Source organism: Janthinobacterium sp. 61 (assembly GCF_002846335.1).
GTDB lineage: Bacteria > Pseudomonadota > Gammaproteobacteria > Burkholderiales > Burkholderiaceae_D > Janthinobacterium.
Genome location: NZ_PJMQ01000001.1, coordinates 928,962 through 944,252 on the forward strand (window position 1 = coordinate 928,962; position 15,291 = coordinate 944,252).

14 protein-coding genes are annotated in these 15,291 nt (G+C 56.4%); 10 read left to right on the plus strand and 4 right to left on the minus strand.

Features of this window, described 5'->3' with window-relative positions; translation table 11 throughout:
• Positions 1–27 precede the first annotated feature (27 nt).
• From CLU92_RS04315 to CLU92_RS04335, 7 genes are all read left to right on the plus strand, one after another.
• A complete protein-coding gene (locus CLU92_RS04315) occupies positions 28–1,221 on the plus strand; it encodes a GGDEF domain-containing protein (RefSeq protein ID WP_243858140.1) in 1,194 nt (397 codons plus the stop codon).
• Between the two features lie 138 nt (positions 1,222–1,359).
• The gene (locus CLU92_RS27335) at positions 1,360–1,656 is read left to right on the plus strand and encodes a hypothetical protein (protein ID WP_133992109.1); all 297 of its coding nucleotides are present in this window, start codon (positions 1,360–1,362) and stop codon (positions 1,654–1,656) included.
• Positions 1,657–1,816: 160 nt separating this feature from the next.
• Positions 1,817–2,371 (plus strand): cysteine hydrolase family protein, encoded by a 555-nt coding sequence (locus CLU92_RS04320; protein WP_101480873.1) that lies wholly within the window; start codon positions 1,817–1,819, stop codon positions 2,369–2,371.
• Positions 2,372–2,461: 90 nt separating this feature from the next.
• A complete protein-coding gene (locus tag CLU92_RS27340; RefSeq protein ID WP_143452526.1) occupies positions 2,462–2,731 on the plus strand; it encodes a hypothetical protein in 270 nt (89 codons plus the stop codon).
• A 370-nt stretch (positions 2,732–3,101) separates the two neighbouring features.
• Positions 3,102–3,464, plus strand: a complete 363-nt coding sequence (locus CLU92_RS28080) for a DUF6434 domain-containing protein (protein ID WP_257560968.1) — start codon at positions 3,102–3,104, stop codon at positions 3,462–3,464.
• Between the two features lie 138 nt (positions 3,465–3,602).
• Positions 3,603–4,073: a hypothetical protein gene (locus CLU92_RS27345; RefSeq protein ID WP_143452527.1), complete on the plus strand. Its 471-nt coding sequence runs from the start codon at positions 3,603–3,605 to the stop codon at positions 4,071–4,073.
• Positions 4,074–4,313: 240 nt separating this feature from the next.
• Positions 4,314–5,780 (plus strand): serine hydrolase, encoded by a 1,467-nt coding sequence (locus CLU92_RS04335; protein WP_101480876.1) that lies wholly within the window; start codon positions 4,314–4,316, stop codon positions 5,778–5,780.
• Positions 5,781–5,833: 53 nt separating this feature from the next.
• Here CLU92_RS04335 and CLU92_RS04340 read toward each other — a convergent pair whose 3' ends face one another.
• From CLU92_RS04340 to CLU92_RS04350, 3 genes are all read right to left on the minus strand, one after another.
• Positions 5,834–6,994 carry an IS30 family transposase gene (locus tag CLU92_RS04340; RefSeq protein WP_101480877.1) on the minus strand — a complete coding sequence of 387 codons (1,161 nt, stop codon included), beginning with the start codon at positions 6,992–6,994 and terminating at the stop codon, positions 5,834–5,836.
• A 204-nt stretch (positions 6,995–7,198) separates the two neighbouring features.
• The gene (locus CLU92_RS04345; protein ID WP_101480878.1) at positions 7,199–8,416 is read right to left on the minus strand and encodes a PAS domain-containing sensor histidine kinase; all 1,218 of its coding nucleotides are present in this window, start codon (positions 8,414–8,416) and stop codon (positions 7,199–7,201) included.
• On the minus strand, positions 8,406–9,776 hold the full coding sequence (locus CLU92_RS04350; RefSeq protein WP_101480879.1) for a sigma-54 dependent transcriptional regulator: 1,371 nt from the start codon (positions 9,774–9,776) through the stop codon (positions 8,406–8,408). Before CLU92_RS04350 ends, CLU92_RS04345 begins: the two co-directional genes overlap by 11 nt.
• A 288-nt stretch (positions 9,777–10,064) precedes the next feature.
• Here CLU92_RS04350 and CLU92_RS04355 point away from each other — a divergent pair, with 288 nt between their 5' ends.
• The 3 genes from CLU92_RS04355 to CLU92_RS04365 are packed head-to-tail and all read left to right on the plus strand — an operon-like array spanning position 10,065 to position 14,460.
• Entirely contained in the window at positions 10,065–11,267 is a 1,203-nt protein-coding gene (locus CLU92_RS04355; RefSeq protein ID WP_257560969.1) for an efflux RND transporter periplasmic adaptor subunit, read from the plus strand.
• A gap of 57 nt (positions 11,268–11,324) precedes the next feature.
• Positions 11,325–12,005 (plus strand): ABC transporter ATP-binding protein, encoded by a 681-nt coding sequence (locus CLU92_RS04360; protein ID WP_101480881.1) that lies wholly within the window; start codon positions 11,325–11,327, stop codon positions 12,003–12,005.
• A gap of 13 nt (positions 12,006–12,018) precedes the next feature.
• On the plus strand, positions 12,019–14,460 hold the full coding sequence (locus CLU92_RS04365) for an ABC transporter permease (RefSeq protein ID WP_101480882.1): 2,442 nt from the start codon (positions 12,019–12,021) through the stop codon (positions 14,458–14,460).
• Between the two features lie 209 nt (positions 14,461–14,669).
• Here CLU92_RS04365 and CLU92_RS04370 read toward each other — a convergent pair whose 3' ends face one another.
• Complete coding sequence (locus tag CLU92_RS04370; RefSeq protein WP_101480883.1) at positions 14,670–15,281, minus strand: TetR/AcrR family transcriptional regulator; 612 nt, start codon at positions 15,279–15,281, stop codon at positions 14,670–14,672.
• Between the last annotated feature and the right edge of the window lie 10 nt (positions 15,282–15,291).

Genomic DNA, 15,291 nt, shown 5'->3' on the forward strand with positions numbered 1-15,291 from the left:
GCAGGTTTGTTGGGATAATACGGCCCCTTGGATTACTTTGAAAGTGCGATAGTGGCTATAACGGACGTATCGACCCTATTCTTCGGCATGACACTTAACCTGTCGATCATGGCCGTGGCGTTGCCCTATTTTATGGGGCGGGTGAACCGTGCTGCGCGCTATGCACAAGCCGGTATCGTATTGCAAACTGCAGGTTGGATTTTCCTGCTGTGGTCAAGCACTTTTGAACGGGGCGGCTGGGCCGACCACCTATTGTCAACGATGGCAATGGGCAGCGTCTCGGGCGGCATGGTTTTCAATGCCATGGCCTTTCAATTGTGGTACGGCCGTAAGGCGAGTGCTCGCATTCCAGCCGCCATAGCCGTACTGATGACAGTAGGCTACTGCATCGGTTTTTCCGACTATCCGTTCAGGGTAGGCTGGGCGAATGGCCTGCTGGCATTGCAGATTGCAACCATCATAGTTCCCCTGTGCCGTGCGCCACAGGTAGCAGTTGGACGCTGGCGTTGGCTATTAATCATATGTCTTACAGTTCAGATGCTGGTACTTGCCGGCCGCGCCGTGCTGGGTGCGTTCTACACCGCTGAGTTTCCGAATTTTTTTGGGCCGTATCTGATCAACCGGGTGTTTGCCTTGTCATCGAACTCGATGATGATGATGTCGGTGGTGGCCATCCTCCTTGCGCACCGCGACGAGGCGGCCCGGGAACTGGAACGGTTGGCTACGCTAGACGGTCTGACCGGCGCCTTGAACCGCCGCGCCTGGATACTAAAGTCCGAAATCGACCTGGCCAGAAGTTTGCGATACAAGCAGCCGCTCGGCGTGTTGATGCTTGACCTCGACTATTTCAAGCAAATCAACGACAAGCACGGCCATGCCGGTGGCGACAGGGCGTTGCAAGTTTTCGTCACTGGCTTACGGGCTGTGAGCCGTGCCGGAGATCTGTTCTGCCGCTACGGCGGCGAGGAATTCTGCGTGCTACTCAACTGTGCCGACCTCGCCTCGATCATAGCTTACGACGAACGCATGCGGCAGTGGCTGGCGCTGCATTCGTTCAACGAACTGGGTTTTGCACTCTCTTACAGCGGAGGCATCGCCATGCGTATGCACAAAACCGACTCCATAGAGAATATGCTTGAGCGTGCCGACGTCGCCCTCTACAAAGCCAAGTCGCAGGGGCGTGGCTGTACGCTTGCCAGCTCGGAAGTTCTCTGCGCATAAATCGGTGGTTTCTGTTTCATCTTCAACACTCCTGTAACCTAGCCGTTTAGGTTAGAGTGTTGCGACCACCGATTGAATCCGCAGCCAGAAGCAGCCGTTGAAGCGAAACTTGAATAACTAAAATCAATGATAAAAATTATGGAATATAAAATACGACTTCAGTTGGGACAGAAAATTTCCCGCATTTCTCTATTTTTTTTCTCGTTAATGTTCTTTGGCTGTGCCTTTGCTCCTGAAGTTTTACCGGCTCATGTAAGGTTTTTTTCCTTGGCGCTATCGGCACTATTTGCTTGCGTAGGGAGCAATAAATCTGCTTTGGTTTCACCGGCGAAGAGCTTGCAATGGAAGTTCATGCCGCCGACACCACGAGCTTTGTTTCTCGCTTTTTTTCAGTTGCTAGTATTGTCGGCTGTGATGATGTTCTTGGATGTTTAAATTGCCACGAGTTCACTAGACACTGCTGAACTGCTCATAAGCACTGGCTGGACGACAGTTGCAAAGGGTCAGTAAAGCATCCAATGGGGCGGTACCTGCCAACGACGGCAAGCGGCCAATAGCGGCCAGTCAACTCGCTCCGAAAAATACTACAATTTATATGACGACCCTTTTAATCATTGACATGCAAGTTGGAATGACTTGGCCTAAAGCTGAAGTTCGGAATAATCACCAAGCAGAGGACACGATTGCTAGGCTTCTGAGGGATTGGCGGCTTCGAAAAGCGCCAGTGGTTCACGTTCGCCACATCTCTAGAACGCCCGGTTCGCCGTTTTGGCCTGGCCAACCTGGTGTAGAGTTTCAACCGAAGTTGTCGCCATTGGCGCATGAGCATGTGGTCGAGAAGAATGTGCCGGATGCCTTCATCAATACCGGTCTTGACCGCTGGCTTCATGCGCGCGGAGAATCAAGTATCGTCATCGTCGGAGTAAGCACCAATAATTCCGTGGAGAGTACAGCGCGGACCGCAGGCAATCTAGGCTTCAAAACCTTCGTTGTATCAGACGGTACGTATGCATATGCGAAAACCGATTTCAACGGGGTAGCGCGTTCTGCCGATGAGGTTCACGCGATGGCGCTTGCTAATCTAGATGGTGAGTATGCGACAATTATTCGCTCGGGCGATGCACTGAATGTGGCGCATTCTCTGGTATAAAAAACTGAGGTGCGGTCGTCAATCGGCCAGAAGCGGTCGTATAGCAACATTCATTTTTTGACCTGGCTACTCAATCATCTAGAGGTAGAAATGGCATCTTTACTACATGAGGTTTGGGAGGAGGAAGATGGAATAACGGTTTGTATTGCTAACGGGAGTCGGCCGGAATTTATGACGGCTGATGCTCGATTTATTGCAACGTTTGAAGCATCTTCCTGGACAGAAGCAATGACAAAGTATTATGAAATGTACGATTTGGGAGTTTACAAGCCCTTCGATTCATCCTCAGAGCCTTACTCCGAAGAGTCGAAAGCTCGCCAAATCGATCAGTTAAAAACGCGTCAAATACGACTGACTTAAGTTAATCTTGGACATGTCGGTTACGTCTGCTTCGGGGCGAAAGCGGAACTTCGCATGCGAAAAATCTGGCAGCAAGTCGTACCACATTTGAATGTGGCAATCCGCTTACTTTGGAGCTACGGCATTGGCATTCGGCGGAGTATCCGACGAATGTCACTTTATCGGGGATGAGTGGTAGTTACCTGGTGGTGAATGGAGTCAACGTCAAATTTTTTAGTTTCCAACATCACCGTCAGTTAGAACCTATCACTGTTAACGCTTGATTAGTGACATGCTATGCTAGGGGCAGCCGACTGCATTTGACCAAAGCGAACTTAGCTCAGTTCGATTTTATGATGTTTTAGCGAAAGAATATAGATGGCTCGAGACAATGAACGAGCGACCTCAGGATTTCATGCTGCGCCTTCGAGATGCGCTAACTGCCTCCTGGGACAAACGAACAGCTTATCTGGAAGTGGAACAAAGAGGCAACCCGCCAATAGCAGCCGGACGTTTTCCAGTATTTGAGATGTTGCATATGAAATTCGATTGGCATGGTGGAGAAATATCACGCACAACGGCAATCGATGTTGACTACCGCAACAGGCAAAACGTTCGGCGGTTTCTTGCCCATGAGTGTGGACCACATTTCAAATTCGACCGTGAACTCATGGCGTGGATGCGCAATGGCAATGCGAAAAACACGGGCGAGGTTGCGGACGAGTGGACGCGTAGCCGTTTAGGACGCGACTGAGTTCGGCTAATCGCGGACTGTCGCGTATTTCTCAAAACGGTGGCTTCAGTATTTATTCATTAGGGGAAAGCAATGAGTCGATTATTTCCAGAAGATCGCATGGCGTTTGCCTGGTTGCGCAACAACTAGTTCTACCCATTGGCAAGTGCCGTAGTCCTTGGCGACGTAAGCGCGCTTTATGTCCAGGACTGGAGCGATCCTCGCCTGCTCGAAGCCGCAGTGGTATTCGACTTGGTGGTTGTTCTGCCGCTACTCTACCTTTGGTGCTACCGCTCCCGAGGAGCAGCGGCGATCGTGCGCGCGGTATGTCTCGCTTCGCTCGGGATCTGGGCAACTGGCCACATTGTTCCCCTTGAGCATCAGCACGTGCTCGGTTCACTCAGCTGGCTGCGCACGACGGCGATGGTGGTGCTTGTACTGATCGAGATCAGAATCTTGTTTAACTTTTATAAGGCAATTTTCGCGTCTGACAAAACGCCTGAAGAAATCGCTGAAAAGCTGGCCAGCGACGTCAAGTTACCGACTTGGCTGACGCGCTTGTTCGCGCTGGAGGCGCGCGCGCTGCGCAGCCTGGCCGGTTTTGTAAAAGGCTTCTTGGGTCGTCGTTAGTATGGGGTTCAAGGTACAACGGAACGGAGAACCGGGTTAGTCTTTTAAAAGACGCTAAGGATGTAGTTGCAACGGCACGCAATTCAAACCGACCATGCTCGCATTTGACGCCGATCCCGGTTCGAATTAACTGCAACTGACGGCCAGGCCGTATTCACGCCAACGTCCGCAGCCAGAAGCGGTCCTTCTAGCGTGATGTTGCTAAATGGGGCCGCCGATCCTCAATAAACTGGAGTCTTGATGTTTCGACATGCGTTTACACTGATTTTGATGGGATGGGCTTTTATTGCGCATGCGCAGGGCCAAAGCGCCGAGTTGAAGGCTCGCATTGAGAAAATTGAGAATGGATTGCTGGAGCCAGTTGCTGTACGTGGGGCGCCCACACGTAAGATGCGGCTGATTGATCGAATGCAAGCCTTGCATGTACCGGGGGTGAGTATCGCCGTGATCAACGCCGGCATGGTGGAATGGGTTGGTTCCTACGGTGTTGCGGACGTGAAGACGGGACGTCCCATCACATCAAACACGTTCTTTCAAGTAGCCTCAATTAGTAAACCGGTGACCGCCTTTGTGACAATGAGGCTAGTGGCCGGTGGAAAGATTGATCTTGATGAAGACGTGAATCGAAGGCTTCGTCAGTGGCATTTGCCTGTCGCGCAGCAGGCCACTACGGCTCGGGCACTGCTAAGCCATACGGCTGGTATGCCAGAGTTTGGACTGCTGGGCTACCGCAACGATGAACCAAAGCCTACACTTTTGCAGGTATTAGAAGGCTTGGTCCCCGCGACCAATCCCCCAGTCGCAGTGAAGAACTCTTTGACCGACCGCTATGCGTACTCTGGCTTGGGCTATGTTGTGCTGCAACAGTACATAAATGACGCTACTGATCTGCCGTTTGACGTTTTGGCCAGTGAAACGGTATTTAAGCCGCTCAGGATGCACGACTCACTATATGCGCAGTCGCTTCCGCCAACCCTAGCTTCACGAGCAGCATTTGGCCACGAAGTGGACGGCACTATCGTTGCGGGAAACTGGCGCGAATATCCTGAGTTAGCCCCCGCTGGTTTATGGAGCACTGCGTACGACTTAGCTCTCTTTGCGGTTGCCATTCAGCGCGCTGCATCCGGACAGGATTCGCGCCTTATTACTCAGCAACACGCAAGGTCGATGCTGACGCCAGTGCGCGGTCATTATGGCCTCGGATTCGAACTCGATCATACCGGGGAGGAGGCCGTATTCCATCACAGCGGTTCGAATGCTGGTTACAAATCGCTGTTGTTTGCATATGAGCGTACCGGGCAAGGCGTGGTAATTCTCGCAAATTCGGATAACGGATGGATTCTAATTGAAGAAATCGCGCGCAGCGTTGCTGCCGAATATGCGTGGGGTGACTACCATCCAATGGAACGCGTAAGCGTCAAACCTAATACTTCTCTATTTAGCCAATTTTCTGGCGACTTCGCAGTGTCCAACACAAAGGTGCGCATCAGCCACGACAATGGTCATCTATTTATTACTGGGCCGCCGGTCGGGCCTCTGTCAGTGGAATTGATCTCGGCAGGCGACTACGATTACTTTATTCGTGAAAAGGACGTCACCTTGCATTTCGATAGCAATGGTAGTGACAAGATTCAGACACTTACTTTTGTCGATGGCCGGCCGCGTAAGGGCACGCGGATTACCCAGACAGCGCCCCACGCAGATTAGCTGCTCAGTACGACGTTGTGCAAGGTTGGTGACCGTCCGCTATGGGTGCGGATTCAATCGATCAACGCAACACACTGTTCAAATTGTTGAGCTGGTGTTTGGTAGTCTAGCGTCTTCCTGGGGCGCTCGTTGAGTCTTCTGGCTACCGCATCGAGTTGCTCTTGCGAATACGTGGAAATATCCAGCCCCTTGGGGAAATACTGGCGCAACAGGCCGTTGGTATTTTCATTTGAACCGCGCTGCCACGGATTCTGTGGATCACAGAAGTAGACCTGGATGTCAGTGGCCAAAGTAAAACTCTTGTGGCCAGCCATCTCTTTGCCTCTGTCCCAGGTCAGTGATTTATACAGTTCGTGGGGCAGCCTGCGGGCATTGTCGATCAGCGCATTGACAACCGTCTCGGTGTCCTTGGCGGCAACTTTCACTAGCATGACGCAGCGCGTCTGGCGCTCGACCAAGGTCACGATCTGGCTGTTGTGGCTGCCGCATAGCAGGTCCCCCTCCCAATGCCCGGGCACCGCTCGATCCGCTGCCGTCGCTGGACGCTCGCTGATCGACACGGCGTCGACAATTCTGCCGTGGTTGTCCGTCTTTTGGGTGTGATGACGTGAACGGCGCATGGCGCGCGTCCGGCGTAAGTGCTCCAGCAGCTCTTTCTTTAAGGCGCCTCGTGCCTGGATATAGAGGCTGCGGTAAATGGTTTCGTGCGACACGTGATACTGCTCGTGGCGCGTGAACAGCTGCTTGAGCCAGCCAGCAATCTGTTCCGGCGACCACTGCAATTGGAGCTTGCTGGCAACCATGTTGGCCAGCATGTGGCTCTCCGTCAGCTTACAAGGTTTGGGGCGGCGGGTCTGATCCCAAGCATGCTGATCGGCTTGAGTTGCGCGATATGCTTCGCGGCCACCGTTGCGCTTGAGTTCCCTGCTGATGGTCGACGGTGCTCGTCCAGGGCGACTGGCAAGTGCGCGGATGGATACGTCGGTAACGATGGCGCGCGATACCTCCTCGCGCTCGGCCAGCGTCAGCGCCATTCTGGAACGGCATCGCGGCGCTGGCCGTATGCCACCAGACTCAGCCAGAATTCGCTGTATCGACGAGTGATTCCGATCAAATAGTTGGGCTATCATTTGTAGGGAATCACCTTGCTTCCAGCGTTTCCACATCAAGGCCTTCTGAGTCTCGGTGTAATAAATACGTGGTTTCTGTTTCATCTCCAACACTCCTGTAACCTAGGTGTTTAGGTTAGAGTGTTGCGACCACCGATTGAATCCGCAGCCAAAAGCGGCCAGTCAACATTCTTCCATGACGCTAAAAATGTAAGTGTATGGAATTATGTTGCGCCCACCGTCAGGCCTGACGGATGCAGGACTCTGACTGGCAGCGCTATTCACTGACAATAATAGATTTGCCTTGATCTAGAATGTGATGATGAAGTGAGCGCCATCGTTGACCGGGCGGGCGTAGCGCACAGTACCGCCGTTCAACTGAATTAGCTGCCGCACCATTGCAAGGCCAATACCGCTTCCCTGTTTTTTGGTCGAGAAAAATGGCGTAAACATTTCTCCCGCTACCCCATCGGCAATGCCATGTCCATTGTCACGCACATCGATGCGCAACCGGCCACCTGTCGTGAGGCGCGCATCGACGGCCACTTGTGGCACCCGACTCGCGGTGGTTGCTTCTAACGCATTCTGGAGCAGGTTAACCAGAGCTTGTTCGATCTGGCCAGAGTCAGCCCGTAATGCCAGCGTGCTTGATGCGACGACGAAAGTCGCGCTTCCTCCGCGGGCCTGCCAGCTCGGTGCCACCAAAGCCGATAAACGTGCAAACAAGTCTTTGATTAGAAATTGCTGCGGCAGAGGCGTAGGTAGGCTAGCCAACACGCGGTAATGGCTGACGAAATGAGCCAGACTTTCAGCGCGACGGCTTATTGCGTCTAGCGCGACGTCAAGGTCTGCGGCCACGTCGGGAGCAAGAGAACCTGCTGCCTCAGCGAGCAGCGTGCGCGACGTTTGCGAAAGGGACGCCACTGGTGTCAGTGAATTCATGATCTCATGGGTCAATACGTGGACGAGCTTGCGCCAGGCTTGCATGGCTTCAGCGGATAGTTCGTCCTCCAGCGGCAGCAGTGCAACGAGGGACTGCGGCGCACCATCGACGGTCAAAGCATTGCGGACGGCTAGGGCACGTTCAGTGCCATGCTCACTGTCGAACTGAACCAGCGTTCGCGTGCCAACGGAAAGGCCGGCTAAAGCCGTATTTAGGGGAACCGTGTCAGTGACACGTCCAGGCGCCAGAAGGCGCCGCGCGCTTGCATTCAATGGTTCCATCCTGGTCGGAGTCATGTTGAACAGAGGGACCGGTGCATGTTCAAGGCGTGCTTCAAGCAATAGCAGTCGGGCAGTCTCAGGCGCTTGCAAAGTCGTGAGTGGAAACTGTCTCTCTGGCGTCATTGCCGTAACGTGTCCGATTGAATGCCACATCAGCGCTGCAGCGAGCACCACTGTCAGGACGAGCAAAACGGCGGCGCGTGCTCCCAGGCCATCAACGCTCTCATTTAGCGTACCTCCTACCCACCCAGCCGCAGCAAGCAGTGTCCCGCCGAGGGCGACGCGAGCCTGTCTATAAGCCATGTTTGTCCAGCTTGCGATACAGCGCTGCCCGGCTTACACCCAGCGTCTTGGCAGCCTTGCTGATATTTCCCTTAACTTCCAGCAGCGCCGCGGCGATGGCGGCACGTTCGAGTGTACCCAGTTCACGTGGGACGTCGATGGTGAGCGGGGACGATAATGCAGGCACAGCTGTCTTCGCTGAAATACCAAAGTCAGCGATGGTATAGACATTTTCCCGACCTAGGATGACAGCGCGTTCACAGGCATGGCGCAAGGAGCGAACATTGCCTGGCCATGCATTCGAGCACAGTACATCGAATGCAGTCGCTGCTATGGCGCGCGCGGGTTTGCTATATTGGTGCTCGTAGTGGGCCAAATAATGGCGCAGCAAGTCCGGAATGTCACCCGCGCGCTCGCGTAAGGGCGGGACGCGCAGGATGATAGTATTTAGGCGAAACAGTAGGTCTGTGCGAAAAAGCGCAACGTCGTGCAGCCGGTCTTCTTCGAGATTGGTAGCACTAATGACGCGCACGTCAACGCCCTCGGGAGTGTCCGCGCCCAAGGGCGTCACCTGGCGTCGTTCGAGCACTGTTAGCAGCTTCGCTTGTGCTGTCAAGGGCATATTGCTGACTTCGTCAAGAAACAATGTGCCACCGCACGCTGCCTGGAAGCGGCCCGCGCGGTCATTGCGTGCATCGGTGAACGCACCGCGCCGGTGTCCGAACAATTCGCTTTCCAGCGTTGCCTCTGGCAGGCTCCCCATATCCACTGCGAGAAACTGCCGGGATGCCCGGTGTGAAGCCCGGTGAACGGCTCGCGCCACCAGTTCCTTGCCAACGCCGTTTTCTCCTAGGATCATGACGTTTGCCTCGGTGGGCCCCACACTGGCGATCATGTCACGCAAGGCAGCCATCGCAGTCGAGTTTCCGAGCAATCCATCGGCGTCGGCTGGCGCCGCGTCAGATGCTTTAGCATGAATAGGCTGACGCAAGGCCTGTCGCGCAAAGGCTGCCTCGACAGCATGCACTAGGCGAACGTTATCCCACGGCTTTGTCAGAAAATCGCTTACGCCGCCCTGCATCGCCGCAACGGCCAGAGGAACATCAGCGTACGCGGTCATCGCGATGATATCGGGTGGGTTGGGCAGCGCCCTCAATTGCGCCAAAACTTGCATACCTTCGCCACCATCCGTCCGTCCCGCCGAAAAATTCAAATCGAGGAGAACAACGTCAGGACGATTGCTTGCGAGCCATGCGGGTAACTGTCCAGGATGGTCAAGTGTCGCGACCTGCGCAACGTGCCGGCGCAGCAGCATACGCGCTGCCAGCGCCACGTCTGCATCGTCGTCGAGGATCAGTACATTTGCTTGCTTGCCGGACATTGGAAATAAAGGAATTAACAGAACTCGAGTTTATCAGCATGCGTTGCATGATTCCACAGCGCGATATCACTTTGCCCAAAGTGTCCGGAAGTGGACAGTTTGCATGTGCGTTTGCGGACGAATGAGCGGGCAAGTGAAAAAAAATACCGGTCGATTCGTCCGAAACCGCGTGGCACGGATGTTGCAACAGTAGAAATCATGACAAAAGACCACAGCGTAAATACATCACGCCCTACGGGTGCGGCTATGGACCAACCGGTCCTACGACAGCGCGGCCGGCGTTGGGGCATGGCAATAGCGATTTTGCTCATCTTGATTGGACTTGCTGCACTGGCGTGGTGGCTCTGGCCCAGCGGACTACAGGTACCCGCTGCCAGCGTGCGCATCGCTGTCGTCGAGCGCGGCATCCTGCGCGACGACGTGGCCGCGCGTGCAACGGCCCAGCCGCTGCACTCGGTCGTGCTGGATGTGGTGGAAAATGGTCGGGCCGAAGAGGTGATGGTGCGCGATGGCGCGCTGGTACGCCAAGGCGAATTACTGTTCCGGCTGTCGAATCCACAGCGCCGGCTTGAGGTGCTTGCACGCGAAGCCGAGCATGCGCAGCAGATTTCAAACCTGTTGAACCTGCGCCTCGCGGGTGAATCCAGCCGGGCGGAAAGTGCGCGGCGCAGCGCCGACCTCGCGTTTGCAGTCGTTCAGGCTGAGAAGCAATTCGCGAGGAGCGCGGCACTGGCCAAGCAGGGTTTCGTGTCGGGTTCTGCACTGGAAGAAGTAGCCGACCAGCTGACGCGGCAGCGCCACGCGCTAGCCAGCGAAGACGCTGCTGGGAAAAGCGAAGAGGCAGCCCGGCGCGACGCTATCGGACAGATTGCCCAGGCGGTATCCAGGCTGGAAGATGGCCTGAAGTTGGTCAATGCCGGCGTCGATGCACTGGCCGTGCGCGCGCCCGTTACCGGCCGCCTTGCAGATTTCAAATTGCAGGTAGGGGAAACAGTCCGATCAGGACAGCGCCTTGGACGCATCGACGACATCGCGCAATTTTGTTTGGCGGCCCAGCTCGACGAATACTATTTACGTCGCCTTGCCACCGGCCGACCGGCGACAGCCGTGATCGATGGCCAGACCAAGCACGTGATTGTCAGCCGCATATATCCGCAAGTGAGCGACGGCAAATTCACGGTTGAGTTGACGTTCGTTGATGGCCAGCCGGCTACCCTCAGCCCAGGCCAGAGCGTCGACGTCCTGATCACGCTGGGTGCTGCGCGGACTAGCTTGCTTCTTCCAAATGATGCGTTCAGCAATGACACCGGCGGCGGCTGGGTATTCGTCGTGCGCGCTGACGGCGTACAAGCGGAGCACCGGGCCGTGCGTTTTGGCCGGCGCAACAGCACGCAGATCGAAGTACTCGACGGCGTGGTCGCCGGCGAGCGCGTCATCGTGTCGTCATACACGCCGTATGGAACGGCGCTGCATCTTCAGCTTACCCACTAACAGGTCTCTCACGGAAATGACAACATCATGCAATTGAATCGCACACAACAGGAAAGCATGTTCAGGCTCGTCAACATAACGAAAACGTATCGTGGCGGCGAGGTGCAGACAACGGCGCTTGACCGGATTGACCTCACCATCGCCGCGGGTGAATATGTGGCGATCACCGGGCCGTCCGGCTGTGGCAAGTCAACACTCTTGGCTATGCTGGGACTGCTGGACACGCCCGACGGTGGCGAATGCTGGTTCGACGGTCGCAATGTGGCGGGCTGGAGCGAGGCACAGCTCAACCGATTACGGCGCGGACGTATCGGCTTCATTTTTCAGAATTTCAATCTAATCGAAGAATTGACGGTTGCCGAAAATGTGGCATTGGCACTTGACTACCTGGATGTGCCTGCAACGCAACGAAAGGTTCGCGTCGCCGCGATGCTTGATCAACTAGGCGTGGCGCACCGCGCCGGTCACCGTCCGTCGCAACTTTCCGGTGGACAGCAACAGCGTGTAGCCATCGCGCGCGCGCTCGTGGCCAGTCCAGCGCTGCTGCTTGCTGATGAGCCGACGGGCAATCTTGATACAGCACACGGCGACGAGGTGATGCGCATTCTGCGTCAGATCAATGCAGATGGCACGACCATCGTCATGGTGACGCACTCGCCGACGCACGCCGCGCAAGCTTCGCGTACGGTACGGCTGCTGGACGGCCGTATCCTGATCGACGCCCTGCAACCCGCCTGACCGGAGAGCGAACATGTTATTGACCACGATGCGCCACAGCGCACGCGCACTGCGGCGGGAACCCGCCTACGCTGCCATTGTCATAGTCACCCTAGCTATCGGCATTGCTTCAGCCATACTGATTCTCGGCTTAGTGCGTTACTGCTGGCAATATAATGCCGAAGTGCCCGATGTGGAACATGTCTACGTCGTGAAGCAACGCGACAATGTCGATCCCACGGGCCCCTGGTACGACCAGGCGCCGCTGCTGCTGCGCTCTGTTGCAGCGGCAGCGCCCGGTGTGGCTGCGGCCACCGGCTACTTGCCATCACGTCCCGAGACAGCAGGCTTGACGGTCAACGTCGACGGCAAGCTGCATGCCCTGAAAAGCCTGACTGTCTTGCCTGGGTTTGTCGAGATGTTGGGCCTGAGGGCAGTGCAGGGCGATCTTGCCACCGCATTGGAAGCGCCGGATCAGATCGCGGTCACCGAATTAACTGCAATGCGCTTGTTTGGCACCAAGCAGGCGCTGGGCCGCAGTCTGTTTGCGGAAGGTAAATTGTTACGGGTTGGCGCGGTTCTGCGTACGCCGGCAGCGAATACCACCATGCCATTTGAAGCACTACTAGGCACCGATTCAACGCTAGCGGCCGATGTCCGCGATGAAATGCGAACCGGCCTCAAAGGCTGGCCAGGCAAGCTCCTGGTGCGTGTGCACACCAGCGCGTCTGTGCCGATGCTTGTCCGACAGCTGCAGGACGCAGTCGACGGTGCACCAGCATTACATCAGCAGACCCCCGATATCAAGGCGCGCCTGGGCCGGCGCCCAGTAATGGACATTGCGCTAGCGCGGCTCGACGCAGCCTATTTCGATACGGGCATCAAGGGTAATTTCATCGCCAGCGCGGGCCAGCGGGGCGATCCGGTGGTCGTTGCCGGCCTTGCCGCTGTCGCCGTGCTCATCCTTGTTCTGGCTTCGATCAATTTCGTGAACCTGGCGACCGTGCGGGTAGTGCGGCGCCAGCGTGAACTGGCCATGCGCAAAGTGCTCGGCGCCTCAGCTTGGAGCATTGCGCTGGAATTGCTGGCGGAGGCATGGCTGATTACGTTCTTGGCGGCCTCTGTCGGCCTACTCCTGGCATGGCTGGCACTGCCGCTGTTTTCGACCCTGGTCGGCCGCCAACTCAACGACGCGTTCACAGTTGGCGACCTGGGTTGGGTCGGTATCCTTGTCGTCGGGCTCGGGCTGTTGACGGCGGCCTGGCCGGCGTGGATCGCCTGGTCTGTCCCTTCGGCAAAATCATTGGTCGGGCGCACGGCAACTGAATCGCGTGCGACTGCACGCCTGCGGCGCAGTATGACCGTGGCGCAGCTAACGGCAGCGATTGGATTTGCCAGTGTGACCTTAGCCATCGCCTGGCAGACAAGTTACGCCATGCGCGCTTCGCCTGGATTCGACCCGGCCTCCATACTCATCGTAGATATGCCTGAACAGGTCAAATACAGCGCGCCAGCGCGCGGCCTGATGACGGCTTTGGCGGCTGCGCCCGGGGTACAAGACGTAGCTGTGTCGGATGACGCGATCGGCCGTCATAACGACACGTGGCGCCGCGACCTGAAACGTCCGGATGGCACCAGTGCCACGATGGAAATCAAGCAAGTTAGCCACAATTTTTTTATGCTTTACGCCATCAAGCCAGAAGCCGGGCGCTTATTCGATCGAACCCTGGACCATGACGACGACTCCGTGCCGCTGGTTCTAAATGCACTTGCAGCACGCCAGCTCGGCTTTGCCGACGCACGAGCAGCACTTGGTCAAATCGTCATCACGACAAGTTTTGATAACAAGCCGGTCCCAGGTCGTGTCATCGGGATCGCGCCACCACTGCGGTTCCAGTCATTGCGCGAAGCACTGGCGCCGATGGCGTTCCAATTGAGTACAGGCGGTAGTGCCTTGAGCGTTCGCGCGGATGGCGACCCCGCCAAGGTAGTTGATGTCATCAGGTCCATATGGCCAAGTTATTTTCCCTCGGCCATTGCGTCCATCCAGCCAGCGTCGAGCGTCCTTGCCGCCAATTATGCTGACGATGCGCGCATGGCCAGCCTGCTCGCACTGGCAACAGGTATCGCCCTAACCCTTGCAGCATGTGGAACCTACGTTCTGTCGGCCGATACAGTGCAGCGCCGCGCTCGCGAAATCGTCTTGCGCAAGCTGCATGGTGCAAGTGACTCTGCTATCGGCCTCCTGGTCTTGCGCGGCGTCGGAACTATGCTGTTGGTAGCCGCGTTAATTGGATTGCCGGTTGCAGCAGTGGCCATCGCACGTTATCTGTCTACTTGGGTCGAAACGGCACCTGTCGGTTACTTGACCTTACTGCTCGCGTTCGTCGTGACCAGCGTTGTTGCATTGGCGGCAGCCAGTCGACAAGCGTGGATCGCGATGAAGGTCCGTCCCGCCAATGCCCTTCGAATGTAACGCATCAATGTTCGTTACGAGCACTCGACGTAAGCAAAACGCAGCCTTTGAAAGGCTGCTTTGGGGGGCAAGCGGAACTTCGCATGTGAAAAATCTGGCAGCAAGCCGTACCACATTTGAATGTGGCAAACCGGTGCTGTCGAAGAGTCGATAGCGGCTTGTGTCAGACCTGTCCATCGGTTCATGGTGTGCCTGCAAGCTATAACGCTTCAGGACGATGGCGCCGCCATCGCCAGCGAATCGGAGAGGATATGCCACAAGGCCGCGTGGCGCTGCTGCAGGGCGGCGCCGCCCGCGTAGATCAGTTCCACGTGCAGGCTGTCGACGATGCCCAGGTAGGCCTGCGAATACAGGTCGAGGCGCTGGGGTGCCAGGGCGGGCGCCATGCGGCCCAGGCTCTTCACGTAATACTGCTGCAATTGCGCCAGCAAGGCTTCGTAGCCCGTACCGACATCGATGCGCAGGGGGGCGGGCGGCAAATACGCCGTGCGCAGCAAAAAGCGCAAATGGGCCGAATCCGCATAGCGCTGCGCCATGCGGTCGCAGTACAGCGAGCCGGCCAGTTGCCCGTCGGCTGCCTCCAGCGCCGCCTCGTCGGCGAAACAGGCGTCCATGAAGGCTTGCTCTTCGGCCAGCGCGTCGGCAAACACGTCCAGAAACAGGGCGTCCTTGCCGGCGAAATGGGAGTAGAGCGACGCCTTGCGCATGCCGGCTTGCGCGGCGATGTCGCTGAGAGACGAGGCATCGTAGCCATGTTCCGAAAAGTGCACGACGGCGACGGCACAGATGTTATCGGCCGAAGCCGAGCGTTTTTTCATCATTGGGGTGAGA